Here is a 22,516-nt window from a genome sequence, read left to right as displayed (position 1 = left end):
TCAGTTTTCGGGTGCCCTGCTGACGAAGTGCTCCCGGGCCTCGCGGTAGCGCTCACGCGTCTGCCGGTCGACATCGTCGCTCTCGTAGGCCTTCGCGGGCGGGCCCGCCCACTGCGGCGGATCCTGGTGGCCCGAAAGCACCCACGCCGCCTGGCGCGCCGCGCCGTCGGCCACATATTCGGCCGGCTCGGGAACGATGACCGGACAGCCGAAGATGGCCGGGGCCAGCTGCCTCACCGCCTCCGACTGGGCGCCGCCGCCGATGAGGATGACGCGTTGCGCGGTGACCGCTTGCGACACCAACGCGTCCAGCCCATCGGCCAGCGCGCACAGCATGCCCTCCACCGCCGCCCGGGCAAGGTGCGCCGGAGTGGTGTTGGCGTGGGTCAACCCGTGCAGAGCCCCGGTGGAGTCGGGACGGTTGGGGGTGCGCTCACCATCGAGGTAGGGCACCAGGACCAGCCCGTCGGAGCCCGCCGGAGCGCGCAGCGCGAGGCGCGAGACCTCGTCGAGGTCGACCCCGAGCATCCGGGCTGCGGCGTCCAGGATGCGCGACGCATTCAGCGTGCACACCAGCGGCAGGTAGTGGCCGGTGGCGTCGGCGAAACCGGCGACCGCGCCGGTGCCGTCGGCCGCTGGTGTCGCGGAAACGGTGAAGATGGTGCCCGACGTGCCGATGGAGACCACCACATCGCCCGGGTTGGCCCCGATCCCCAGCGCCGCACCGGCATTGTCGCCGGCGCCGGGTCCAATGAGGACACCCGCGGGGGTGCTGCCGGCAAGCTCGGCCGGGCCCAGCACGGTGGGCAGGCGCGGCACACGGCCGAAGGCCGCCTGCAGCACATCGGTGCGGTAGCAACCCAGCGACGGCGACCAGTACCCGGTGCCGCTGGCGTCACTGCGATCCGTGGCGATCGACGCCGGGTCGGCCGAACCGCTCAGCCGCCAGGTGAGCCAATCGTGTGGCAGGCACACCGACTCGGTATGGGCGGCCAGCGCCGGCTCGTGCTGAGCGAACCAGCGCAGCTTGGTCACCGTGAAAGAGGCCACCGGCACGCTGCCGACCGCCTCCGCCCACGCCCACGGCCCCAGCTCGGTGACCAGATCGGCGGCCGAACCGGCCGAGCGCAGGTCGTTCCAGAGCAGCGCGGGCCGCACCACCTCGCCCGCGCTGTCCAGACAGACCATGCCATGCTGTTGCGCCGCAACGGAAATAGCGGCCACGTCTTCGATCCCGCCGGCTTGCGCGATCGCCTCCTGCAGCGCGTTCCACCACTCGGAGGGATGAACCTCCGTCCCCTCCGGATGGGCCGCCCGCCCCGAGCGCACAAGGACTCCGGTCTCCGCATCGCGGATCATCACCTTGCACGACTGCGTGGACGAGTCGACCCCCGCCACCAACGTCACGGTTTCACGCCCATCAGGTGCTCGACGGCCAGCTGGTTGAGGTGCACGATGCCCGAGCCCCGGGCCGCCAGAGCGTCCACATCGGACTTCTCCGCCATCAGTTCCTCATATGACTCGCCCGGGTTCAGCGTCGGCACCGACAGCTCGGGCACCTTGCTGGCGGCGAGCGCCTCGACAACCCGCGGATCGGCCCGCCAAGCCGCGGCGCGCTCCTTGAGCAGCAGGTAGGTGCGCATGTTCGCGGCCGCCGACGCCCACACGCCGGTGATGTCCTCGGTGCGCAACGGCTTGTAGTCGAAGTGGCGCGGGCCTTCGTACCCCCCGGTCTCCAACAGGTCGACCAGGAAGAAGGCGTTGAGCACGTCACCGTGGCCGAAAACGAAGTCCTGGTCGTACTTGACGCCGCGCTGCCCGTTGAGGTCGATGTGGAAAAGCTTGCCGTGCCAAAGGGCCTGGGCTATGCCGTGTACGAAGTTCAGTCCGGCCATCTGCTCATGCCCCACCTCGGGGTTGAGGCCGACCATCTCGCTGTGCTCGAGGCTGTTGATGAAAGCGAGCGCGTGGCCGATCGTCGGCAGCAGGATGTCGCCCCTGGGCTCGTTGGGTTTGGGCTCCAGCGCGAAGCGGATGTCGTACCCGCGATCAATGCAGTATTGGGCAAGGAAGTCGAGACCTTCCTTGAAGCGGTCGAGCGCGGCGCGCACATCCTTGGCGGCGTCGCTTTCCGAACCCTCGCGCCCGCCCCAGAAGACGTAGGTGTTGGCGCCCAGCTCGGCGGCGAGGTCAAGGTTGCGCATCACCTTGCGGAGGGCGAACCGGCGCACGTCGCGATCGTTGGCCGTGAACGCGCCCTCCTTGAAGACCGGGTGGGTGAACAGGTTGGTGGTCGCCATCGGCACCACGAGCCCGGTTTCGGCCAGCGCGGCTTTGAACCGCTCAATGTGCTTCTGCCTGGCGGCTTCGTCTGATCCGAACGGAATCAGGTCGTCATCGTGGAAAGTGACCCCGTATGCGCCCAGCTCAGCCAGCCGGTGGACGGTCTCGACCGGGTCTATCGCCTCCCGGGTGGCGTCGCCGAAGGGGTCGCGGGCCTGCCAGCCCACGGTCCACAAACCGAACGTGAATTTATCCGCCTTGACTGGAGTCATGATTTTTTACCCCTCACCGAGATTTGTTCAGCCATTGAACTAATGTCGTATGGCATTGTCAAGGCATGCCAGCCCGAGATCTCCCCGTGCGCCAGACGAGCCTGCGCGCGCACAACCTCGCGCTGGTGTTGCGCCTGGTGGCGGCCAGCCCGACGCCCATCTCGCGGGCGCGGATCGCCGGCGCCAGCGGCCTGACCCGAGCCACAGTATCCACCATAGTCGATGAATTGATCGCCGGCGGCCTGGTCGACTTCGCCGACGAATCGCGCACCGGCGTCGGGCGGCCCTCCGTCGGGGTCACCTTGGCCGGCACCCGCCCCGCCGGGCTCGGCATGGAAGTCAACGTGGACTACCTGGCCACCTGCGTGATCGATCTGGCGGGGCAGGTCCGCCACCGCGAGGTCGTGCTCAGCGACCAGCGCGGGCGCAGTCCCGCCGCGGCGTGGGAGGCGCTTGCCGCCCCGGCCGCACGTGCGCTGGCAGCCGCTGCGGCACAAGGCCTTGTCGTCCATTCGGGCGCGGTCGCGCTGCCCGGCCTCATCGAGGACGCGGTCGTGCACGTCGCCCCGAACCTTGGCTGGCACCGGGTCGCGCTGCCGGCCCGGATAGGCGACCTGCTCGTCGATTTCGGCAACGAGGCCAACCTCGCCGCTTTTGGAGAGCTGCACGCTTGTGAGCTAAGCAGTTTCCTCTACGTCTCGGGCGAGATTGGCATCGGCGCCGGGATCGTTGTCAATTCAGAGCTTTTTCGTGGTACCAGAGGCTGGGCCGGAGAATTGGGCCACGTCACCGTGGATCCGGCCGGCAAGCCGTGCCGATGTGGTTCGCGGGGTTGCCTGGAGCAGTACGCGGGAGAGGACGCCATCCGCGAGGCGGCAAGCCTGCCCGACGCGGCCGAGCTGGTCGATCGCGCGAAGGCGGGTGACGAGGCGACCCTCGCCTCGCTCGGCCGGGCCGGCTTGGCCCTCGGCGTCGCCCTGTCGAGCACCGTCAACCTGCTCGACCTTCCCGCGGTAGTCCTCGGCGGACATTTCGCCCCGCTCGCGGAATGGCTCTGCCCCCCGATCGAGGCCGAGCTGCGCCAGCGGGTGCTGACCGCGCGATGGTCGTCCCCCCTGATCAGACCCTCGGTTCTAGGCGCGGAAGCCACCGTGATCGGAGCCGCCCGGACGGTCACCCAAGCGATCATCAACGACCCCGCGCGATATCTGGCGTCAATCAGACCTTGACTCGACATCAGATCTGATGCCATCGTGACGTCATGAAGACGTCAAGCCAGCTACGAGTGTTGCGCAATCGGAGTTTCGGTCTGCTGTGGACCGCCGGGCTCATCTCGATCACGGGGACGTGGCTGCTCAGCGTTGCCCTGCCCATCTTCATCTACAAGCTCACCGACTCCCCCGCCGCGACCGCCACCGCCGTCGCGGTGCGCGTCGGCACCAACCTGATCGCCGCCCCGCTGGCCGGGGCCTACGTCGACCGCTGGGACCGCAAGAAGGTCCTCATCTACGCCAACGTCTTGCAGGCCATCACCTTGCTTCCGCTGCTGGCGGTCGATTCCCGCAGCGACCTCTGGATCGCCTACCTCGTCATCGCGGCCCAGGCCACGTTCGCTGTCTTCGTCATGCCCGCCGAGCACGCCCTGCTGCCCCGCCTCGTCGACGAGTCCGACCTGCCCGCCGCCAACGGCCTGAACGCGCTCAACAACAACATCGCCCGCCTGCTCGGCCCCGCCCTCGGCGCACTCGTCGCCGCGACCCTCGGCCTGACCGGTGCGGTCCTGCTCGACAGCGCTTCCTTCCTCCTCGCCGCCGGCCTGTGCGCCCTCATCGCCGGAGCCCATCGCGCCGAGAGCAGCGCGGCCGAAAGCCATCTGCTGCGCGAGATCGGCCAAGGCGCCCTAGCCATCCGGCAATCCGTGGTGCTGCAGGCGCTTTTCGCGGTCATCGCCGTCACCGCGATCGGCGAGGGCATCATGGGCTCGCTGTTCGCTGTCTTCGTCGTTGACGCCCTGCACGGCGACGTCCCCCAGGTCGGCTGGCTCATGTCGGCACAGGCCGTCGGCGGGATCATCGGCGGCTTCGCCTGCGGCTACGCCGCCCGCAACTTCAGCCCCGAACGCCTGCTCACGGTGGGCCTGTTCATCTTCGGCGTCATCGACGTGATCATCTTCAACTATCCGCGCTGGTTCGAAGCATTCTCACCGGTAGTCGTGCTCTTCGTCCTGGTCGGCATCCCGAGCGCCATCATGACCGCCGCCGCCTTCACCATGCTGCAAACCGAAGTCGCCGACGGCCTGCGCGCCCGTGTCTTCAGCGCCATCCTGGTCGTCGAGGCGCTGAGCAGCCTGATCGGCGCGACCCTGGCCGGCACGCTCACCGAACGCTTCGGCGTCATCAACGTCCTCACCGGTCAAGGCGCCGCCTACCTGCTGGCAACCTTCGCCTTCGCCTGGTTCCTCCGCCGCCGCCCCGTCGCTGGCCTCGCCGCGGAGCCGGAGCTCGCCGTCACGCGCTGACCCCTAATTACCTGTGGCCGCGGATCCGAAGATCCGCGGCCACAAAATTGAGCCTTCCCCCCGTTTCGATCGCCCCATCCCCCCGGAACGGCGATCGTTGAAGGCTCAACGTCACATCACCGTAACGCTGTGTGATGGAACGCACACAGTCAACCTTAGTCTGAAAAGAAATGTCCGTTAAGCCGGACTTCCAATTGAGCCTTCCACACCCGCATCCGCCCGGCTACAGTGCCCGCGACCTGCCATTACTCTCGCCGCCGGCACACCTGGGCGATCAGCCTGCCTGCCGGGCCTCGGCGACGCCCTTGTTGGCCAGCGCGTCCGCGCGCTCATTGCCTTCGTCACCCGCATGGCCCTTAACCCACAACCACTCGACCTCGTGCCGCTTCATCGCCTCCGCCAGCCTCCGCCACAGGTCCTCGTTCTTCACCGGCTTACGGTCGGAGGTCATCCAGCCGTTGCGCTCCCACCCCGCCATCCACTTCGTGATGCCGTTGCGCACATAGGTGCTGTCGGTGTGCAGCCGCACCTCCACCGGCCGAGTCAGCGCCTCCAGCGCCTGGATCGCCGCCATCAGCTCCATCCGATTGTTGGTGGTGGGGCCGCGATCACCACCGTAGATCTCGCGCTCGTGCTTCCCATAGCTGAGCACCGCGCCCCAACCACCGGGCCCAGGATTACCACTGCAGGCCCCATCGGTGTAGATGTCCACGATCACGGTGACAGCTTAAGGAGACATTCCGCGGCACCTCCCGGCGGGAAGCGCCCCTCCCGACCGCCGCAGAAGACTCAGCACCACGAGAGCGCGGAGATACAGGTGCCATGGGAGCAGCAGCCCGAAGCCGGCAGAACCAACGCGCCTGGCAGCGAGGCCGAAGGCGGGAAAGCCCACCGCACCTACACCTCTGCCCCACCGCCCTAACGCAGAGATGTAGGTGCGGTGAAAGCAGTAGGCGGAGGCCAACACGGAGCAGAACCCACACGACAGACGGCAAGGGCCGAAGGCGGGAAAGCCCACCGCACCTACACCTCTGCCCCACCCCCCTAACGCAGAGATGTAGGTGCGGTGGGAGCAGTGGGCCGAGGCAGGCAGAAGCAGAACCAACGCGCCGGGCGGCGAGGGCCGGAGGCGGGAAGTCCACGGCACCTACATCTCTGCTCCACCGCCCTAACGCAGAGATGTAGGTGCGGTGGAAGTAGTGGGCGGAGGCCGGCTGGAGCAGAAGCAGCGCGGCGGGGCAGGCGGCGGAACGTCCACCGCGCCGTTGTCCGGCGGGCGGGCGGAGCGTGGCGCCAGCGGGTCTCTGTGCCGGTGCGGTTGCGGGCACGAAGGGACTCATGCGTGGTGGGAGGTGAGACGGGAACGGGCAAGGGGGGAGGGTGGGATGGCCGGGTTAGGTGTGGGCGGACCAGGTGGCGAACATGTCGGCGTAGCGGCCTTGGGCGGCTAGGAGTTCGGTGTGTGAGCCTGTTTCTAGGATGCCGGATTCGTCCACGACGATGATGCGGTCTGCGCGCATGGCGGTGGAGAGGCGGTGGGCGATCAGCAGTGCGCTGCGGCCTTCGAGGAGGCGGTCCAGGGCCTGTTCCACCCGCAGCTCGGAGCGGAGGTCCAAATTGGAGGTTGCTTCGTCGAGGACGACTATGCGGGGCTGGGCCAGGAAGGCGCGGGCCAAGGCTAGCAGCTGGCGTTGGCCGGACGAGACCGATTGGCCGCGCTCGTGTAGGGGGGCGTCCAGGCCCAGCTCGTGGCGTTCAACGAGTTCGCGTAGGCCTACGGCGTCGACGGCGGCCCAGATTTCGTCGTCGGTCGCTTCTGGTTTGGCGAAGGCGAGGTTGTCGCGCAGCGAGCCGACGAACATGAACGGTTCCTGTGGCACGACGCCGATTTGGCGGCGCAGCGAGCTTAGCGAGACGAGGCGCAGGTCGACGCCGTCGATGAGGATCTGGCCGCGGTCGGGGTCGTGCAGCCGGGTGACGAGCTTGGCGAGGGTGGACTTGCCTGCGCCGGTGGGGCCGACGCAGGCGACGGTTTCGCCGGGGGCGATGTGCAGGTTGACATTTTTTAAGACAGGGCGGCTTTCCTGGTACCCGAAAAAGACGCCTTTGAATTTGATTTCTCCCCTGACCGCGGGCAGATCGACCGGCTCGGGATGCTCAAGCACGGTGGGCTGGACGGCGAGCAGCTCCCGAAGCTTGGTGACCGCGGCGCGGCCCTGCTGGTAGTTGGTGTAGAGCTGGACGAGCTGCTGGACGGGGGCGAAGAAAGCGTTGAGGTACAACACGAATGCGGTCAGCTCGCCAAGGCTCAGCTCGTTGCGCAGCACCATGCGCCCGCCGATGAACAGCAGCGCGGCCATGCCGGCCATGCCGATGACGGAGGTGCCGGGGCCGTAGATGGCGGCGATGTGACCGGTGAAGTCGTTGGCGTCACGGTAGCGGCCGGTGAAGGCGCGATGGTTGACCACGTTGCGGTCCTGGCGGTTGTGCGCGGTGACGACGCGGGCGCCCTGCAAGCTCTCGGACAGATCGGAGAACATCGCCGCGATGGTGTCCCGCTGGCGGCCGTAGCCGACGTCGGAGGCGCGGCGGAACCAGATAGAGGTCGCCAACAGCAGCGGCACCACCAGCAGCAGCGTGATCGCGGCAAGCTCGACGTCGTAGCTGAACAGCACCACGGTGACCAGCAGCATGGTCAGGCCCTGCACCGCGAACTGGGCCAGTCCTTCCTGGAAAAGCTGTTGCAGCGCTTCGATATCCGAGCTCATCCGGGTCATGATGACGCCGGCTTTCTCCTCGGTGTAATAGTCCATCGAGAGCCGTTGCAGATGCCCGAAGACGCGGATGCGAAGGTTGCGGGTGGCGTCCGCGGCCAGCCGCCCGGTCTGGCGGATGCGCGCCGACGTGGCAAGCCATCCGGCGATCACGGACACCACAAAGCCGGACGCCGCAAGCAGAAGCACCTTCCGGTCACCGGGAACCATGCCGTGGTCGATCCCCACCTGGACCAGGTAAGGCCCGGCCTGCAACAGCAACGTTTCCAGCACCACCAGCAGCACAGCCCAAACGAACACCGAGCGGTGCGCGAAAGCCATCGAGAACATGCTCAGTGGGCGTTCGCCGCGCGGCCGCTGGGTAAAGGTCTCCCGGGGCACGGGATGCGTGGGCTCGTTGGCTTCGAGCCGCTCGACGCCGGCCATCAGCTCGGCCGGGATGCCGGAGAACGGGATTCCAGAACCGCTTTGGCCCTTCGGGCCGGCGCCGCCCACTCCGCCCATGGGCGCGCCACCCGGCCCCGAGCCGGGCCCACCGAACCCGCCACCAAACATGCTCATGCCATGGCCTCCTGACGTCGGCCATCACCTGCGGTGAAGGCATGAGCGAATCCCAATTTCACGATGAGCTCGACAAGCTCGCTCATGCCAAAGCCACCTCGTCATCGGCGGAGTCGGAATCGGAGACTTCAGAGATTTCGGCTAGCACGGCGGCGTAGCGCGGATCGGTGGCCAGCAGCTCGCGGTGGGTACCGTCGGCGACGACCCGGCCGTCCTCGACGAGGATGACCCGGTCGGCGAGCGCGATGGTGGACAGGCGATGCGCCACGATCAGGGTGGTGCGCCCGGCCATCAGGTCCTTGAGCGCGGCATGGATCGCGTGCTCGACGGTGACGTCGATGGCGCTGGTGGCGTCGTCTAGGACCAGTACCGGCGGGTTGATCAGGAGTGCGCGCGCTATCGCGATGCGCTGCCGCTGACCGCCCGACAGCGTGTAGCCGCGCTCGCCCACCACGGTGTCGTACCCCTTGGGAAGCTCACGGATGAAGGCATCGGCCCCGGCGGCAAGAGCGGCGTTCACCACCTCGTCCAGCGGGGCGTCGGGACGCCCGTAGGCGATGTTGTCGCGGATGGAAAGCGAGAACAGGAACGGCTCGTCGGGCACGATGCCGACCTGTTCGCGCAGCGTTGCCAGCCGGTAGTCACGCACGTCGCGGCCGTCGAGGCGGACCGCGCCGGAGGTGGTGTCGTAGTAGCGGGCCAGCAGCCGGCCCAAAGTGGACTTGCCGGAACCGGTGCGGCCCACGATCGCCACGGTTTCGCCCGCGTGCACGCGCAGGGTCAGGCCGTGTAAAGCCTTGGTGCCCAACGGGTACTCGAATCCGACGTGGTCGAAAAAGATGTCACCGCGAAGAGGCGCGCTGACGGTGCCGTCGATGATGTCGGTCTTGGTGTCCAGAACTTCGTAGATGCGTTGCGCGGACGCGGCTGCCCGCTGGCTAAGCATGATCAGCATGCCGAGCATCCGGAACGGCGGCTGCAGCATGAGCACGTAGGAGTTGAAGGCGACGATGGTGCCGACCGAGGTGTGCCCGTCGATGACCATCCAGCCGCCGAAGAGCAGCACCAGGGCCAGGCCCAGGCGCGGCAGGCTTTCCAGCGTTGGCGACCACCAGCTGCGGATCTCCGCTTCGCGCCGGTAGGCCCAGCGCAGCCGGTCGGCCTCGCCCGCCAGCTGGGTGAGCTGGCGCTGTTCGGTGGCGAAGGCCTTGACTATGCGCACCCCGTTGACGTTTTCGTCGACGGTGGTGGCGATGCGGGCTAGGCGCGCCTGGATGAGCCAGGAGACCGGAAAGATGGCGCGGCGGGCGTAGACGCCGAGCACCGCGACCACCGGCATGGCCGCCATCGCGACGATGGCCAGCGGCACGTTGATCGAGAGCATCAGCACGAACGCGAAGATGGCGATGGTGCACTGCACGAGGATGGCCGGGCCGAAGGCCAGGTACATCTGGACCGCGCGGATGTCCGAGCCCGACCGTGACATCAGCTCGCCGGTCTGCACCTTGTCGTAGAAACCGAACGGCATCCGGACCAGGTGGGAGTAGAGGACGTTGCGCAGGTCGTATTCGATTTCGTAGGCGGTGCGCAGCAGGTACCGGCGGGCCAGATAGTTGATCACACCTTGGATCACGGCGAACGCGGCGATCAGCCAGACATATCTGGTCAAGCTAGCGGTCTTCGCTACCAAAGCCGCGTCGATGCCTATCCGGACCAGATTCGGGATCTGCACCTGAACCAGCAGCCCGACCAGGGACAAGCTCAGCGAGGTGATGAGCAACCACTTGTGCGCCAACACCACTGGCATTGCGCGTCGTAACCAGGGCTTCGTGGAGTCGGGATCAATAGCTGCCTTCGGTTCTCGATAGCGCACAGCGTCTACTTTAGCCAACTTGCCCACTGGGCATGATCCGTACGAGACGTGTGAATCATCATGGGCGGGGTAAAGCGGGGTGGTGACTGACGAAGAGCAGCAACTCCAGATCGATGACCCGATCACCCGGATCGCCGACGACGGCGTCATGGCCGATGTCGAGATCACTACGCCGCCCGACCGGCTCGACGATGGCGAGCTGCGGGAACGGTTGGCTAATCTGGACACCATGCTGCGGGAAGCTCCCGACCTCGGCACCGAGGAGCACCTGGTGCTCAGGTTGCGGGAGGAGTGGACCGAGCTGTGGGACGAATACGATCAGCGTGGTTTGGAGCCGGCTCTGCCCCGGCAGTGGGCGGCCGATGAATGAAGATGAGGGAGGCCGATCGTGTTCCACTTCCCCTTGAACCACCCGCTCAGCGGCTTCTACCGAGGGGTCGCGGCCATCGTCGCCGTCCTCATGGTGGCCTATCCGCTGGTGCTGAGCGACAACGGCACCTTCACCATCGTCATGATCGTGGCGGCGGTGCCGGTGCTGCTGGGCGTGTTCTTCGGACGCGATCGGCACCACTTCCTCTACGAGCTGGCCGGCGGGTTCCTCATCCTGCTCGGCATGGCCGGGCTGCTGGTGTTGCACAGCCCCTACAACTATCTGGGCCAGAGCGTGTCGTCGTGCATCGTGCTGTTCCTGCTGGGGTCGGTGCTGCTGACCGCCGGCATGTACACCAAGATCGGGACAGCTGAGCAGGCCGCGGCCGAGGAGGCCTATCGGACCAGCGGCAGCGGGCGGGTGGCGGAGGCCGCGAAGGTGATCAGCGCGCCACACACCCGTGCCGAGGAACTAGACCCGGGCCTTACCTAGACCCGGACGAACTTCACCGCGTCGGCCCGTGCGCATCCGCTCCCGCTGGAGGTCAGCTTCACCGAGCTGGCCGTCCCGGCTGCAAGCGCATGGGTACCAAGGGAAACCCAGCCCGTGGTGCCGGCGGTGCCGTTGACGTAGGTGGTGGTGCCCGCGATGTCGTAACGGGCATTGGTGTCGCTTCCGCTGTGCACGATCTTGTGCACGAACACCTGATAGTTGCCCGCTTGGGCCAGGTTCGGCCGCCAGGTCGCGGTGTGCCCGGCGCTGTGGCACTGGGCGTAGCGGGTCGGCGAGTTCACCGTCCAGCCGGTCAGGGTGGAGTCGAACCAGGTGCCGGTCTCGGAGTAGCCGTAGGCGCCCGGGCCGTCGTTGTCGACGTAATAGTCCTTCTGCCAGAACTTGATGTAGTCGAACTGCACCGAGGTCGGCAGGAACGCCGGGTCCGGTGAGGTGCCGTAGCCGATGCTGGTGAGCCAGATGTTGATGTGGTCGTGCGTCCACTGGGTCGGGGTGTAGGCGGCGGTGTGCTTGAGCACACCGTCCACGTAGAACTTCACCGATGTCTCCGACCACTCGAAACCGTAGGTGTGCCACTGCCTCAGGTCCAGACCGGAGTTGTAGGTGGTGCCCACGTTGTGCACATCGGTGGCGCCGTTCCAGGCGTGCACCCCGGAGTGGATGGTGTTCAGCGCGGTCGGCGAGGACTTCGAATCAATTTCAAAACCATCTATCTCGGTACGGCGTTCCGGCCCGAACGTCGTGCTGCCGTCGCCCGCCATGGCCCAGAACGAGGTGTGCCAGCCGACCCCGTCGTTCAGTTTGGCGCGCGTCTCGTAGTAGCCGTAGCGCAAGCCCTGCTTGCTGATCAGGCCACCACCGGTGAAGCTCTTGCCGCCGAAGGACTCCTGTTTGAGGTTGATGCTCATCAACCCGCCCGAGACCGTCACGTTCTCCGGTCGCTGGGCGCTGAAACCCTTGACGTCGGTACGGAAATTCCACTTCGCCGTGTCCACGGCGGTGCCGTTGAAGTCGTCGTTGAAGGCGAGTGTCCAGCCGGTGCCGCCGACCGGATCGGCGTAGGCGGGTGTGGGGATGAGAAGAATCAGGGCTAAAGCGAGGGCGAGCTTGCGCATTCGTTCTCCTTTTGTTCAGTGGGACAGGTGACGCACCGCCGTTTCGTCGACGGTGATGCCCAGGCCCGGCGCGTGAGGGACCACACGCACGCCCTGGACAGGGTCAAGATGGTCGGCCGCGATCGGCTCGCCGAGCGGGTTGACGCCCGCCCAGTGCTCCATCACGGTGAAGTTGGGGATGGCCGCGGCGCATTGCAGGCTCGCCGCGAAGTGCACGGCCGAGCCGATGCTCACGTGCGGGGTGGCTTGCGCGCCAAAGGAATCGGCGAGCTGGGCGATGCGCATCAGCTCGGTGATCCCACCGGCGCGGCACACGTCCGGTTGCAGGACGTGCAGCGCGCCGCGTTTGAGGAATTCCATCGCCCTGTACCGGTTGGGCAGCGAGTCGAGCGCGAGGGGGATGTCGAGCTTGGCCGCCAGGGTCGCGTACCCGTCGACGTATTCGGGGGCGATGGGCATCTCGAAGAAGCCGACCCGCAGCTGGGTCAGCTCACGGCCCACGGCCAGCGCCTGCGGCAGGTCGTAGGTGCCGGCCGCGTCGGCGTAGACCTCGTCGAACACGTCGCGGACCGCCTCGACCACGGCGACGTCCTGGCGGGGGTCGTTGCCGATGGCCACCTTGGTCGCGCGGAACCCGCGCTCGCGGTATTGCAGGGCGCGCTCGTGTGCGGCCTGCACGCCGAGCCCGGCCGGGATCCCGGAGGCGTAAACGGGGACCGATTCGCGGTACCGGCCGCCGATCAGCGTGTGCAAAGGCTGGTTCAGCGTGCGCGCCCAGGCATCCCACAGCGCGATGTCCACACCGGACAGTGCTTCCAGCCAGAAGCCGGCATCGTGGCCGCGAACCCGCATCCCCGTGTACATCCGGTCCCAGGTGAGCGTGATCTCGTCCACCCGGGTCCCGAGCACGATCGGCGTGAGCAGTTCTTCCACCAGCTTCGCCGTCACCACCGCGCCTACCGGCGCTTTCGACTCGCCCCAGCCGACCACGCCATCGCTGGTCTCCAGCCGCACCAGCACGGTCTCCACCCGATCGGAGTAGATGAAGCGCCGCCGCGCCTGGCTCGCGTCGGACGCGGCCGACCACGCCTGCGCTCCCCAGTACTGGCCCTCCTGCGCCGCCCTGACCGCGAACGCCTCCACCCGCGACACCTTCACCGTTCACTTCCTTCGATATGCAGCAACGCCAGCAGGAGCGGGCCTTGGCCCCAGGGGTAGACGCCGGTTTCGCGGTCCAGATAGGACCCGACCGGGGTGGCGCTGGAAACGGGCAGGCCGCCATCGGAGTCCAGGGCGGCGAGGGCGGCGCGCAGGGCGCGCTCGCCCAGCGGCGTGTGTGGCACGGCCGAGGCGACGAGGGCGGAAACGCTGTGCTCGATGGGCGCGGCTTGGTCGTCGACGACGGTGCGCCAGCTGCCGTCTTCTTCGTGACGGGCCAGCGCGTCCAACAACTTCGCGGTGTGGGGCGAGTCGACGGCGGTCAGGCCGTGCAGGGCCCAACCCTGGCCACGGCCCCAGTGCACCGCGTTGGCTTTTCCGGTACCCACCTCAAAGCCATGGGAGAAAAGGCCGCTGGCGTGCTGCATGCGGTCACATCCGAGCTGCACCGCAATGGCGGCCGCCTGCCGGTGACCGGCGAGCATCAGCCCGGGGCCGTCGGTGTGCAGGCAGTCGACCCAGATCTGGGTGGACAGGCCGGCCAGATCGGGGCGGTGCGGCCCCGCCGTCGCGGCGCGCACGAACCGCTGTGTCGCGTCGGCGATGTCCAGCGCGGGCCGCAAACGCTTGAGCTCCACCAGAACTTCGAGCGGGATGAGATGATCCAGCGGCGACGGCGCGACGTGCAGTGTAGGCCCGACCAGGTCGGCCACAAAGTCGATCCACTCGGCACGGCGCAAAAGGTCGCCTGCCCGCAGCAGGCCGAGCAGCGCCATTCCCTCGCCGAATCCCCACATCTTGTAGGGGTAGTCGAGCGTTCGCCGTGCAACAGCCGCTAGCTCGGCCAAGGCCCTCACCCGGCGGTCCGCCCAAGCTGCGGATCCGCCAAGGGAGAGCTCCGAGGCCGCCACGCCGCTTCAGCCGCCTCGATGAACAGCTTCGCTCTGCGGCGCAGCTCCACAATGTCCTCGGTGACCAGAGCACTTCCCACGCCCACGCCGACGGCTCCAGCTTGGGCGTAGTCGCCGATGTTGGCGAGCGTGACACCGCCGGTCGGGATGAGCTTGAGCTCCGGCATCGGTGCGAGCACCTCTTTGACATAGCCCGGCCCCATCGCGGAAGCCGGGAACACCTTGACGTAGGCGGCCCCGCTGGACGAGGCCAGGTCGATCTCGGTCGGGGTGAGCGCCCCGCAGACCACGGGAACGCTTGCCGCCCTTAACACTTCGGGCTTGGTCGTCGGAGTGACCAGGAACGCGGCGCCCGCGTTCTGCGCGTCTCGCGCCTGCGCCGCGGTGCGGACACTGCCCGCGCCCACCGCGCCCCCGAGCGCGCCGATGGCCGCCAGCGCACCCGGGGTGTTCAGCGTGACTTCGACCCCGGGCAGGCCCGCGTCCACCAGCTCCTGGCAGACGCGGACCACATTGTCCGGTGTGGACAGTCGCACGATGGCGATCAGTCTCACGACGTCAGCGCCTCCATCTGAGACTTGGCCGCGGCCAATGCTTCCTTCGGGGTCGCCTTGTTGATCAGAGCCGACTGCACGCCGTTGGCCAGAGCGCCCTGGATCTGCGCGAACTTCGGGTAGATCCAGAACGGGTCGGCCGAGACGAAACCACCGATCGCGCTGGTGAACGCCGTGGTGAAGGCGTCGTTCTTGACCTCCGAGGTGCCCAGGCCCGCCTTGGTGGTCGGTGGCAGGCCCGTCTTCCTGAACCACTCCCCGTTGTAGCTGGGGGTGCTGGTCAACGCGCTGACGAAACGGCTCGCCGCCGCCGCGCCCGCGCCCTGCAACACGACCAGCGCGTGGCCCCAGGCCAGATGCGCCGGCTTGTCGCTGGCACTCTTGACCGGCCGCGACACCGGCAGCAGCTTCGAGGCGAGCGCGGTGTCGGTCGAGGCCTTGACGACCGCGCCCTTGCCGCCGATCGCATCCTCGTAGAAGCCCACCTTGCCCTGCGCGAAAAGCGCACGGGCGTCGAACCGGTTGACGTCAGGGGCGATCAGCTTCTCGTCATAGAGTTTCTTGTACCAGACAAGGGCTTCCACACTCGCGTCGTCACCGACGACGATCTTCCCGTCCTTGACCACCGGTGAGCCGAACGCCCACATCCACGCGATGAAGTCCTTGAGCTGATCCACCTTTGTCATCGCGGCGTAGGGCACCACACCGTTGCCCAGCGCCTTGAGTGCCCGCAACGCGGTCTCGAAGTCGGCGATCGTCTTCGGGGCGGTCGTCACGCCGGCCTGGTCGAGCAGGGCCTTGTTGCCGATGAGGCCGATGCCCGCGCTGGTCCACGGAATGCCGTACTGCTTGCCCGCCACCTTGCCGATGCCCAGCGACGACTCGGTGTAGTCGGCCTTGCCCGCCAGCCCAGCCAGATCGACCAGTTTTCCGGTCTGGGCAAGGGTTGCCAGCCACGCGACGTCCACCTGCACCGCGCCGGTCAGCGTGCCGCCGCGTACCTGAAGCAGCACCTGGTTCAAGTAGTCGTTGTACGGATACGACGCGGTCGTAATCTTCGCGGTGTTGGTGGAGGCGTAACCGTCCACCATCGCTTGCAACGCGTCCTTGGTGGACGCCTCGTTCAGCGACCACGCGGTGAAGTTGAAGTCCTTGACCCCATCATCTTTCAGCGGATCGGCAACGGGTGTCGGCGCCGGAGTGGAAGGTGCGCAAGCCGCGAGCGCCCCGGCAGCCGCGACGGTGAGGAAGCCTCTTCTGGAGATGGACATTTCGACTCGCTTTCAAAGGACAGCTCAGCCCTTGACCGCGCCGCTGACAAGGCCGGCGACGAGGTAGCGCTGCAGGATGACGAACCCGATGACGACGGGGAGGGAGACGACGAGCGAGGCGGCCATCAGATCGGGCCAGGCCGCCTGGAACTCGCCCAGGTAGGTGTTGACAAGACCCGGCGGCAGCGTTTGCTTGTCCGGGCCGGCGAGGGTCAGCGCGAAAATGAAGTCGTTCCAGCCCCGGATGAAGGCGAACAGCCCGGTGGCGACCAGCCCCGGCAGGGAAACCGGGAGCAGGATGCGATGGATGATCGAGCCCTGCCCGGCACCGTCCACTTTGGCCGCTTCCAGCAGCTCATCGGGAATGGTGTCGAAGAAGCCTTTGAGCATCCACACGCACAACGGCAGCGTGAAAGTGGTGAAGGAAAGGATGAGTGCTAGATAGGAGTTGAGCATTCCGAAAGCGGAGAACACCAGGTAAAGCGTGATGAGGAGCAGCGCCTGCGGAAACATTTGGGAGGCCAGGATGAGATACATCAACGACTTGCGGCCCCGATAGCGGAACTTCGAGAACGAATAGGCGGTGTAGGAAGAGATAAGCACGGTGAGCAACGCGGTCAGGCTCGCCACGATGACGCTGTTGGTCAGGTAGCGCAGCAGGGCCGGGTTGTCGGCGAGGTTCGCGAAGTGTTCCAGCGTCACCGTTTTGGGCCACAGGCGAGGCGGAAACGTGAACACCTCGGCGGTCGGGGTCAGCGCGGTGACCAGCAGCCAGTAGACCGGGCCGAAGGCGAACACCCCGATGATGAAGACCGTAATTCGCTTTGTCACCGTTCGGCCACCTTCACGTAGACGACGACCAGGACGGAGAGCAGCAGCATCCAAAGCGCGCCAAGCGCTCCGGCCTGCCCAAGGTCGAAACCCTTGAAAGCCGTTTCGTAGACAGCCACGGCGAAGGTGGTGGTGGCCCCGGCCGGGCCGCCCCCGGTGAGCACGTAGATGGTGTCGAAATGCTGGAAGTTCCAGATCAGTTCGAGCAGGACGACGACGCCGATGATGCCGCGCAGGTGGGGCAGCGTGACGTGCCAGAAGCGGCGCACCGTGCCCGCGCCGTCGATCGCGGCCGCCTCGTGCAGCACCTCGGGAACGGTCTGCAGGCCCGCCAGCAGCATCACCATGATCCAGGGGAAGCTGGCCCAGGTTTTGGCCACGACAATGGCCATCATCGCGGTACCGGGCTCGCCCAGCCAGCTGACCGGAGCGTCGATAAGTCCCAGCCGGACCAGGATCCCGTTGAGCAAGCCGTAGTTCGCGTTGAAAATCCACAGCCAGGCGAAGGAGACCACGACACCGGGGATCACCCAGGGGAACAGGAACGCCCCGCGCAGGATCGCGCGCCCCTTCATCTTCGAGTTGAGCGCAAGTGCAAGCGCGAACCCAATGACGAACGGCGCGAGCGTGCCGGCCCCGGTGAACACGAGCGTGTTCTGCAGCACCGGCCAGAAGTCGTAGGCCAGCACGTGCCGGAAGTTCTCCAGCCCGACGAAGGCGCGCCCGGGCGCGACCAGGCTCTGCTCGAACACGCTGGTGGTCAGCGAGCCGATCAGCGGATAGAGCACGATCGCCCCGAACAGCACCACCGCCGGCAGCGTCAGCAGGAACCCAAACGTGCCGTTGGACAGCGACCGCCCCTGCTTCATGCGACGGCCAGGGCGGGGATGGGGTGGGGGCCGACGTAGCCGAGGCCGATGCTGATCGAGTCGGCTGCTTCGATCACGGTGCTGGCCAGGGCTTGCTCTCTATTCTGCAAGTCGATTGCAGACAGTGGGCCGGATACGGACAGGCCGGCGATCACTGCGCCCGAACTGTCCCGGATTGCGGCGGCAACGCAAGCCCTGCCGTGCGCCAGCTCCTCCACCTCCGTGGAGTAGCCGCGCGCCGTGGACTTGGCCAGCTCCTCGTCGAGGGCCTCATGTGAGGTCAGGGTGCGGTTGGTATAGGGGGTCAGGGTCGGCAGCAGGGTGCGCCTTTCCTGCGCGGTGAGCCCGCTGAGCAGGGCCTTGCCCAAACCGGTGGCGTGCAACGGATTGCGCTGCCCGGTGAGCACGAAAGAGCGCGGCGCCTGCCGGCCCTCGAAGTTGAGCAGATAGAAGAGCTGGTCTGCGCGCCGCACCGCGACGTTGGCGCCCAGACCCAGCTCAGCCGCGAGGTTCTGCGCGATCTGGCGCGCCTCGCGATGCACCGGGTGGTTGTTGAGGACCGCGCCACCCAGGGAGACCATGTCCAGGCCGAGGCGGTAGAGCCCGCTGACCGGGTCGCGGTCGACGAATCCGGCGGTCTCGAGGGTCGCCAGCAGCCGGGAAGCTGTCGACAAAGTCAACTCAGCCGCCTTGGCCACGTCGGAAACGCGCAGCTCAGCACGGCCGGCAGTGAACACGCGCAGCACGCCAAGGGCCTTTTCGACGCTCTGGTTACTTCCAGACTCCGCGGCCATGTTTCTCCTGACTCGCTCTTGAAAGTTGCTTGCGTGGTACGGAAAGATATCCCGCATGTTGCAAGCCGTCAACCAAAAGGTCGTGGAGGTGGAGTCTTATGTGGTCAAGCTGCGGGCGCCGACCCCCTACCTGGGTGCCCGTCCGGACAAAGTGGACAGCTCGGACTACTACCTGCGCCCGCCGTGGCGCAGCCTCTACTCCGACCGGTTCGAGACGCTGCTGGTGCGGATCACTTGCGACGACGGCACCTTCGGCTGGGGTGAAGCGCTGGCACCGGTCGCCCCCGAGGTGGTCAAGGCCATCGTCGACCGGCTGTTGCGCCCCGTTCTGATCGGCGAGAACCCCACCCGCGTCCGTCCTCTTTGGACGAAACTCAGCGGGCTCATGCGCGAGCGCGGCCACCTGGCCGGGCATCAGGCCGACGCCCTCGCCGCGGTCGACATCGCGCTCTGGGACGTCACCGGCAAGACCTTCGGCCTCCCCGTGCACGCCCTGCTCGGCGGCGCGTTCCGCGAGGACATCCCCACCTACGTGTCCGGGCTGCCCAAGCCCACCGACGCGGAGCGTGCGGAGCTGGCCGGGCAGTGGGCCGCCCAGGGGGTTCGCGCCATCAAGCTGCACCTCGGTTACGGGGTCGAGCGCGACCTGGCCACCTTCGACGCGGTCCGCGCGGCACACCCCTCGCTGCGGGTCGCCGTGGACGCGCATTGGGCCTACTCGCTCGCCGACGCGCTGCGCCTCGGGCGCGGGCTCGATGAGCGGAACGCCTGGTTCTTCGAGGCCCCCCTTGCGCCTGAAGACGTTGCCGCGCATAGGGAACTTGCCGCCGCGCTGATGACACCGATCGCGGTCGGGGAGGCGATGCGCAACCGGTACGAGTTCCGCGAATGGATCCAGGCCCGCGCGGTCGACCTCTGCCAGCCCGATGTCGGGCGGACCGGGATCACCGAGGCCATGGCCATCGCCGCGCTCGCCGACTCCCACCACCTCCCGGTGGCCCCGCACCACTCGGTCGGCCTGGGCGTCGCCGTCGCGGCCGGTCTGCATGTGAGCGCCGCCATCGAGAACATGCCCGCTTTCGAGTTCCAGCCCGGCACCATGGCTGTCGCCAACACCATCCTCACCACCGGACTGCCCGGCGGCCCGGTGAGCTTTGCCCTGCCCCACCTTCCCGGCCTCGGCGTTGAGGTCGATCTGAGCGCGCTCCAGGAGGATGCATGACCACCGGCCTCATCCCCGTCTTGGCCACCCCTTTCCACCCGTCGGGCGAGCTCGATCTGGAATCGCTGCAGCGGCTTGTCGACTTTCAGGTCGCGTCGGGCGTGGACGGGGTCGCGGTCTTCGGCTTCGCCAGCGAGGGCTTCGCGCTGACCACGGCGGAACGCGTACAGATCCTCCAAACCGTTGTCCGGTCCGGCCTTCCGGTGGTCGCCGGGGTGGGCGCGACCGCGGTGCGGGAGGCGGTCGAGCAGACCCGCCTCGCCGCGTCGCACGGGGCCGGCGCGGCGATGGTGCTGCCGCCCTACATGGTCAAGCCGAGCCAGGCCCAGCTTGTCGACTTCTACGGCGAGGTCGCCGCGGCCGGGGGGCTGCCGGTCATGGTCCAGGACGCGCCCGGCCCCACCGGGGTCAACATGCCGGTGCCCCTGATCGCCGAGCTGTCCAAATTGGAGGGTGTGGCCTCGGTCAAGGTGGAGACCCAGCCCACTGCGCCGAAGGTGGGCGCGGTCGTCCAGGCCACCTCACCGGACTTCCTCGTGCTCGGTGGGCAGAACGCCCTTTTCGTGCTGGAGGAGTACGCCCGCGGCGCGGTGGGCACCATGCCCGCGTGCGAGTTCCCCGACCTGCTCGCGCCGGTGCTGCGCTCCCGGTCACGCGAGGAGTTCAACCGCCTGCTGCCCCTCATCCGGTTCGGCCTGCAGCCCGGGATCGCCTGGTCCATCCACAAACATGTGCTCGTGCGGCGCGGCATCATCGCCTCGGCCACGGTGCGCTCCCCCGCCTCCGACGCCGATCCCGCCACCCTTGCCTACCTCGATGACATCCTGCGCGACCTGGAACTGATATGACCCAACACCCACCTCCCAGCGCCGCACCGGCCGCGCGATGAAAGGCGTGCTCGTGGTAGGCGCCAGCTCGCCGATCGGCCAGGCAATCTGCGCGGCATTCGCCGCCGACGCGGTCGTGGCAGTCTCATTGCCACAGCCCAGCCCCACCAACACCGTGCCCGCACCCGAAACCGCCGTCGCACCGCAACCAGGCGCCAGCAACACCGCCGCGCCTCCAACCGCCAGCAACACCGCAGTGCCGCCGGGCACCGGCAGCGGGGGCGGTTTGCTGGCTTTGCTGGGGCTTGACTGCTCGACCGCTGACGGCGCGGAGCGGGCCGTTGCGGCTGTGATCGACTTGGCGGGCGGCATCGATGTGGTGGTGCTCGCCGCGGCGGCGATGCCGGTTTCGCCTATCACCGACACCACCGACGAGCAGTGGCAGGCCGCGATGACGGCGACGCTCGGCACCGCTTTCGCGGTCAGCCGGGCGGCGTTGCCGCACATGCGTGCCGGGGGCGCGGTGGTGGCGGTCAGCTCGGTCAACGCCACGCTCGCCGCGCCCGGCGTGCCCGCCTACGCGGCGGCGAAGTCTGGCCTGGAAGGGTTGGTACGCCAGCTCGCGCTCGAATACGGCCCGCGCGGAATCCGCGTCAACGCGGTCGCCCCCGGCATGATCGGCCCTACCGGCGTCCCGGACGCGGCGGCGGGGTATCCGCTCGGCAGGATCGGTACCCCCGAAGAAGTAGCGCAAGCAGTGCACTTCCTGGCTGGCGCGACCTTCGTCACCGGCGTGGTGCTGCCGGTCGACGGCGGCCTTTCCATCGCGTCGCCCGCCGCCTTCATCCGGCCCGATCTGCGGGCGCGATGGCTGAGCTAGAACTCGCCGGTCTCGGCGAGGCGATGGTGCTCTTCGAATCGACCTCGCTTGCCACCGCTCCGGCCGTCGACGTTCACATCGCCGGGGCCGAGTTCAACCTCTGCGCCGCCGCCGCGCGGCTGGGCATCGCCACCGCGCTGTGTACCCGGGTCGGCGCTGACCCGCTGGGCGAGCGGGTCCTCGCCGGCCTGGACGGCCTCGGCGTGTCCACGGCGCTCGCCATGACCGACCCGGATCACCCCACCGGCCTGTTTCTCAAGGACGTCCAACCCGACGGGGAAAGGCGCGTCTACTACTACCGCAAGGGGTCAGCTGCGTCCACAATGGACACTTCCGACGCCGACCGGCTGCTCGCAGCACGTCCCGGGCTGGTCGCCGTCTCCGGCATCACCGCCGCGCTGGGCGACGGTCCGCGTGCCGCGGTGCTGCACCTCGCCCCGCGGGTGCGGCTCGCCTTCGACCCCAACTTCCGCCCCGGCCTCGGCCCGCTGGACGACCAGGCCGCCTTCGCCCGTCTGCTACTGCCCCACGTCGACATCCTCATCCTCGGCCTCGACGAGGCACACCTCATCTTCGGCACCACCGACGTCTTCGCCGCGTTCCCGGGCGAGGTCATCCTCAAGGCGGGTGCGCAGGGCTGCTACTTCCGCGGCGGTCACCTGCCGTCCTACGCGACCGAGGTCGTCGACCCGGTCGGCGCGGGCGACGCCTTCGCCGGCGGCTACCTCGCCGCCCGCTTACGCGGTGCTTCCCCCGCCGCCGCCGCTCACATCGGCAGCGTTCTCGCGGCAGGCGTCGTGGCCGCCCACGGCGACACCGCCGGCCTACCCGACCCAGCCACCGGCCGAGCCCTCCTCACCAAGCCCGCCGCCACTCGGGGGTGAGCGTTCAGCCGCGAGCGATATTCGATTGCGGAGTGA

General features: G+C 67.8%; 21 protein-coding genes. 8 read left to right on the top strand and 13 right to left on the bottom strand.

Annotation, left to right across the window (positions count from 1 at the left end):
* On the bottom strand, positions 1–1,407 hold the full coding sequence (xylB, locus tag Rhe02_RS23030; RefSeq protein ID WP_203910396.1) for a xylulokinase: 1,407 nt from the start codon (positions 1,405–1,407) through the stop codon (positions 1–3).
* Entirely contained in the window at positions 1,404–2,555 is a 1,152-nt protein-coding gene (gene xylA, locus Rhe02_RS23025; protein ID WP_203910395.1) for a xylose isomerase, read from the bottom strand. Before xylA ends, xylB begins: the two co-directional genes overlap by 4 nt.
* 65 nt (positions 2,556–2,620) lie before the next feature.
* Between xylA and Rhe02_RS23020 the strand changes: the two genes are divergently transcribed.
* Both Rhe02_RS23020 and Rhe02_RS23015 read left to right on the top strand, forming a co-directional pair.
* Positions 2,621–3,784, top strand: coding sequence for an ROK family transcriptional regulator (locus Rhe02_RS23020; protein ID WP_203910394.1), 1,164 nt, complete (start codon positions 2,621–2,623; stop codon positions 3,782–3,784).
* Between the two features lie 32 nt (positions 3,785–3,816).
* Positions 3,817–5,073 (top strand): MFS transporter, encoded by a 1,257-nt coding sequence (locus Rhe02_RS23015; protein WP_203910393.1) that lies wholly within the window; start codon positions 3,817–3,819, stop codon positions 5,071–5,073.
* A gap of 274 nt (positions 5,074–5,347) precedes the next feature.
* On the opposite strand, the gene rnhA is transcribed toward Rhe02_RS23015, so the two are convergent.
* The 3 genes from rnhA to Rhe02_RS23000 form a co-directional block, all read right to left on the bottom strand.
* A complete protein-coding gene (rnhA, locus tag Rhe02_RS23010; RefSeq protein WP_203910392.1) occupies positions 5,348–5,791 on the bottom strand; it encodes a ribonuclease HI in 444 nt (147 codons plus the stop codon).
* Positions 5,792–6,467: 676 nt separating this feature from the next.
* Positions 6,468–8,408 carry an ABC transporter ATP-binding protein gene (locus Rhe02_RS23005; protein WP_203910391.1) on the bottom strand — a complete coding sequence of 647 codons (1,941 nt, stop codon included), beginning with the start codon at positions 8,406–8,408 and terminating at the stop codon, positions 6,468–6,470.
* An 82-nt stretch (positions 8,409–8,490) separates the two neighbouring features.
* Entirely contained in the window at positions 8,491–10,215 is a 1,725-nt protein-coding gene (locus Rhe02_RS23000) for an ABC transporter ATP-binding protein (protein WP_239123996.1), read from the bottom strand.
* A gap of 148 nt (positions 10,216–10,363) precedes the next feature.
* On the opposite strand from Rhe02_RS23000, the gene Rhe02_RS22995 reads away from it, so the two are divergent.
* Entirely contained in the window at positions 10,364–10,651 is a 288-nt protein-coding gene (locus tag Rhe02_RS22995) for a hypothetical protein (protein ID WP_203910389.1), read from the top strand.
* 18 nt (positions 10,652–10,669) lie between these two features.
* Positions 10,670–11,143, top strand: coding sequence for a hypothetical protein (locus Rhe02_RS22990; RefSeq protein WP_203910388.1), 474 nt, complete (start codon positions 10,670–10,672; stop codon positions 11,141–11,143).
* Here the strand turns inward: Rhe02_RS22990 and Rhe02_RS22985 are convergent.
* From Rhe02_RS22985 to Rhe02_RS22950, 8 genes are read right to left on the bottom strand one after another with little or no spacing between them, the layout of a single operon-like run.
* On the bottom strand, positions 11,140–12,279 hold the full coding sequence (locus Rhe02_RS22985; RefSeq protein WP_203910387.1) for a glycoside hydrolase family 16 protein: 1,140 nt from the start codon (positions 12,277–12,279) through the stop codon (positions 11,140–11,142). The two genes, Rhe02_RS22990 and Rhe02_RS22985, sit on opposite strands and share 4 nt — an antisense overlap.
* A gap of 15 nt (positions 12,280–12,294) precedes the next feature.
* Entirely contained in the window at positions 12,295–13,437 is a 1,143-nt protein-coding gene (locus tag Rhe02_RS22980; RefSeq protein ID WP_203910386.1) for a mandelate racemase/muconate lactonizing enzyme family protein, read from the bottom strand.
* Positions 13,434–14,285 (bottom strand): glycoside hydrolase family 88 protein, encoded by an 852-nt coding sequence (locus Rhe02_RS22975; protein WP_203910385.1) that lies wholly within the window; start codon positions 14,283–14,285, stop codon positions 13,434–13,436. Before Rhe02_RS22975 ends, Rhe02_RS22980 begins: the two co-directional genes overlap by 4 nt.
* A 5-nt stretch (positions 14,286–14,290) precedes the next feature.
* On the bottom strand, positions 14,291–14,902 hold the full coding sequence (locus Rhe02_RS22970; RefSeq protein WP_203910384.1) for a bifunctional 4-hydroxy-2-oxoglutarate aldolase/2-dehydro-3-deoxy-phosphogluconate aldolase: 612 nt from the start codon (positions 14,900–14,902) through the stop codon (positions 14,291–14,293).
* Positions 14,899–16,173, bottom strand: coding sequence for an extracellular solute-binding protein (locus tag Rhe02_RS22965; protein ID WP_203910383.1), 1,275 nt, complete (start codon positions 16,171–16,173; stop codon positions 14,899–14,901). The genes Rhe02_RS22970 and Rhe02_RS22965 overlap by 4 nt, the downstream gene beginning before the upstream one ends.
* A 24-nt stretch (positions 16,174–16,197) precedes the next feature.
* A complete protein-coding gene (locus Rhe02_RS22960; RefSeq protein ID WP_203910382.1) occupies positions 16,198–17,004 on the bottom strand; it encodes a carbohydrate ABC transporter permease in 807 nt (268 codons plus the stop codon).
* A complete protein-coding gene (locus Rhe02_RS22955; RefSeq protein WP_203910381.1) occupies positions 17,001–17,873 on the bottom strand; it encodes a carbohydrate ABC transporter permease in 873 nt (290 codons plus the stop codon). The genes Rhe02_RS22960 and Rhe02_RS22955 overlap by 4 nt, the downstream gene beginning before the upstream one ends.
* Positions 17,870–18,667, bottom strand: coding sequence for an IclR family transcriptional regulator (locus Rhe02_RS22950; RefSeq protein WP_203910380.1), 798 nt, complete (start codon positions 18,665–18,667; stop codon positions 17,870–17,872). The genes Rhe02_RS22955 and Rhe02_RS22950 overlap by 4 nt, the downstream gene beginning before the upstream one ends.
* 55 nt (positions 18,668–18,722) lie before the next feature.
* On the opposite strand from Rhe02_RS22950, the gene Rhe02_RS22945 reads away from it, so the two are divergent.
* The 4 genes from Rhe02_RS22945 to Rhe02_RS22930 are packed head-to-tail and all read left to right on the top strand — an operon-like array spanning position 18,723 to position 22,480.
* Positions 18,723–19,889, top strand: coding sequence for a mandelate racemase/muconate lactonizing enzyme family protein (locus Rhe02_RS22945; RefSeq protein ID WP_203910379.1), 1,167 nt, complete (start codon positions 18,723–18,725; stop codon positions 19,887–19,889).
* Positions 19,886–20,737, top strand: a complete 852-nt coding sequence (locus Rhe02_RS22940; RefSeq protein ID WP_203910378.1) for a dihydrodipicolinate synthase family protein — start codon at positions 19,886–19,888, stop codon at positions 20,735–20,737. The genes Rhe02_RS22945 and Rhe02_RS22940 overlap by 4 nt, the downstream gene beginning before the upstream one ends.
* 37 nt (positions 20,738–20,774) lie before the next feature.
* Positions 20,775–21,596 carry an SDR family NAD(P)-dependent oxidoreductase gene (locus Rhe02_RS22935; RefSeq protein ID WP_203910377.1) on the top strand — a complete coding sequence of 274 codons (822 nt, stop codon included), beginning with the start codon at positions 20,775–20,777 and terminating at the stop codon, positions 21,594–21,596.
* On the top strand, positions 21,584–22,480 hold the full coding sequence (locus Rhe02_RS22930; RefSeq protein ID WP_203910376.1) for a sugar kinase: 897 nt from the start codon (positions 21,584–21,586) through the stop codon (positions 22,478–22,480). The genes Rhe02_RS22935 and Rhe02_RS22930 overlap by 13 nt, the downstream gene beginning before the upstream one ends.
* Positions 22,481–22,516: the final 36 nt, after the last annotated feature.

Source organism: Rhizocola hellebori (assembly GCF_016862955.1).
Lineage (GTDB): Bacteria > Actinomycetota > Actinomycetes > Mycobacteriales > Micromonosporaceae > Rhizocola > Rhizocola hellebori.
Note: the sequence above shows the minus strand (reverse complement) of the source record. Positions and strands in the feature narration are given on the sequence as shown.

What these genes read in the sequence shown, in the direction of transcription:
- xylA (WP_203910395.1), bottom strand. Translation starts at nt 2,555, where the DNA reads ATGACTCCAGTCAAGGCGGATAAATTCACGTTCGGTTTGTGGACCGTG.
- Rhe02_RS23020 (WP_203910394.1), top strand. Translation starts at nt 2,621, where the DNA reads ATGCCAGCCCGAGATCTCCCCGTGCGCCAGACGAGCCTGCGCGCGCAC.
- Rhe02_RS22930 (WP_203910376.1), top strand. Translation starts at nt 21,584, where the DNA reads ATGGCTGAGCTAGAACTCGCCGGTCTCGGCGAGGCGATGGTGCTCTTC.
- Rhe02_RS23000 (WP_239123996.1), bottom strand. Translation starts at nt 10,215, where the DNA reads ATGCCAGTGGTGTTGGCGCACAAGTGGTTGCTCATCACCTCGCTGAGC.
- Rhe02_RS23015 (WP_203910393.1), top strand. Translation starts at nt 3,817, where the DNA reads ATGAAGACGTCAAGCCAGCTACGAGTGTTGCGCAATCGGAGTTTCGGT.
- Rhe02_RS22955 (WP_203910381.1), bottom strand. Translation starts at nt 17,873, where the DNA reads ATGAAGCAGGGGCGGTCGCTGTCCAACGGCACGTTTGGGTTCCTGCTG.
- Rhe02_RS23005 (WP_203910391.1), bottom strand. Translation starts at nt 8,408, where the DNA reads ATGAGCATGTTTGGTGGCGGGTTCGGTGGGCCCGGCTCGGGGCCGGGT.
- Rhe02_RS22965 (WP_203910383.1), bottom strand. Translation starts at nt 16,173, where the DNA reads ATGTCCATCTCCAGAAGAGGCTTCCTCACCGTCGCGGCTGCCGGGGCG.
- Rhe02_RS22940 (WP_203910378.1), top strand. Translation starts at nt 19,886, where the DNA reads ATGACCACCGGCCTCATCCCCGTCTTGGCCACCCCTTTCCACCCGTCG.
- Rhe02_RS22950 (WP_203910380.1), bottom strand. Translation starts at nt 18,667, where the DNA reads ATGGCCGCGGAGTCTGGAAGTAACCAGAGCGTCGAAAAGGCCCTTGGC.
- Rhe02_RS22945 (WP_203910379.1), top strand. Translation starts at nt 18,723, where the DNA reads ATGTTGCAAGCCGTCAACCAAAAGGTCGTGGAGGTGGAGTCTTATGTG.
- Rhe02_RS22935 (WP_203910377.1), top strand. Translation starts at nt 20,775, where the DNA reads ATGAAAGGCGTGCTCGTGGTAGGCGCCAGCTCGCCGATCGGCCAGGCA.
- Rhe02_RS22985 (WP_203910387.1), bottom strand. Translation starts at nt 12,279, where the DNA reads ATGCGCAAGCTCGCCCTCGCTTTAGCCCTGATTCTTCTCATCCCCACA.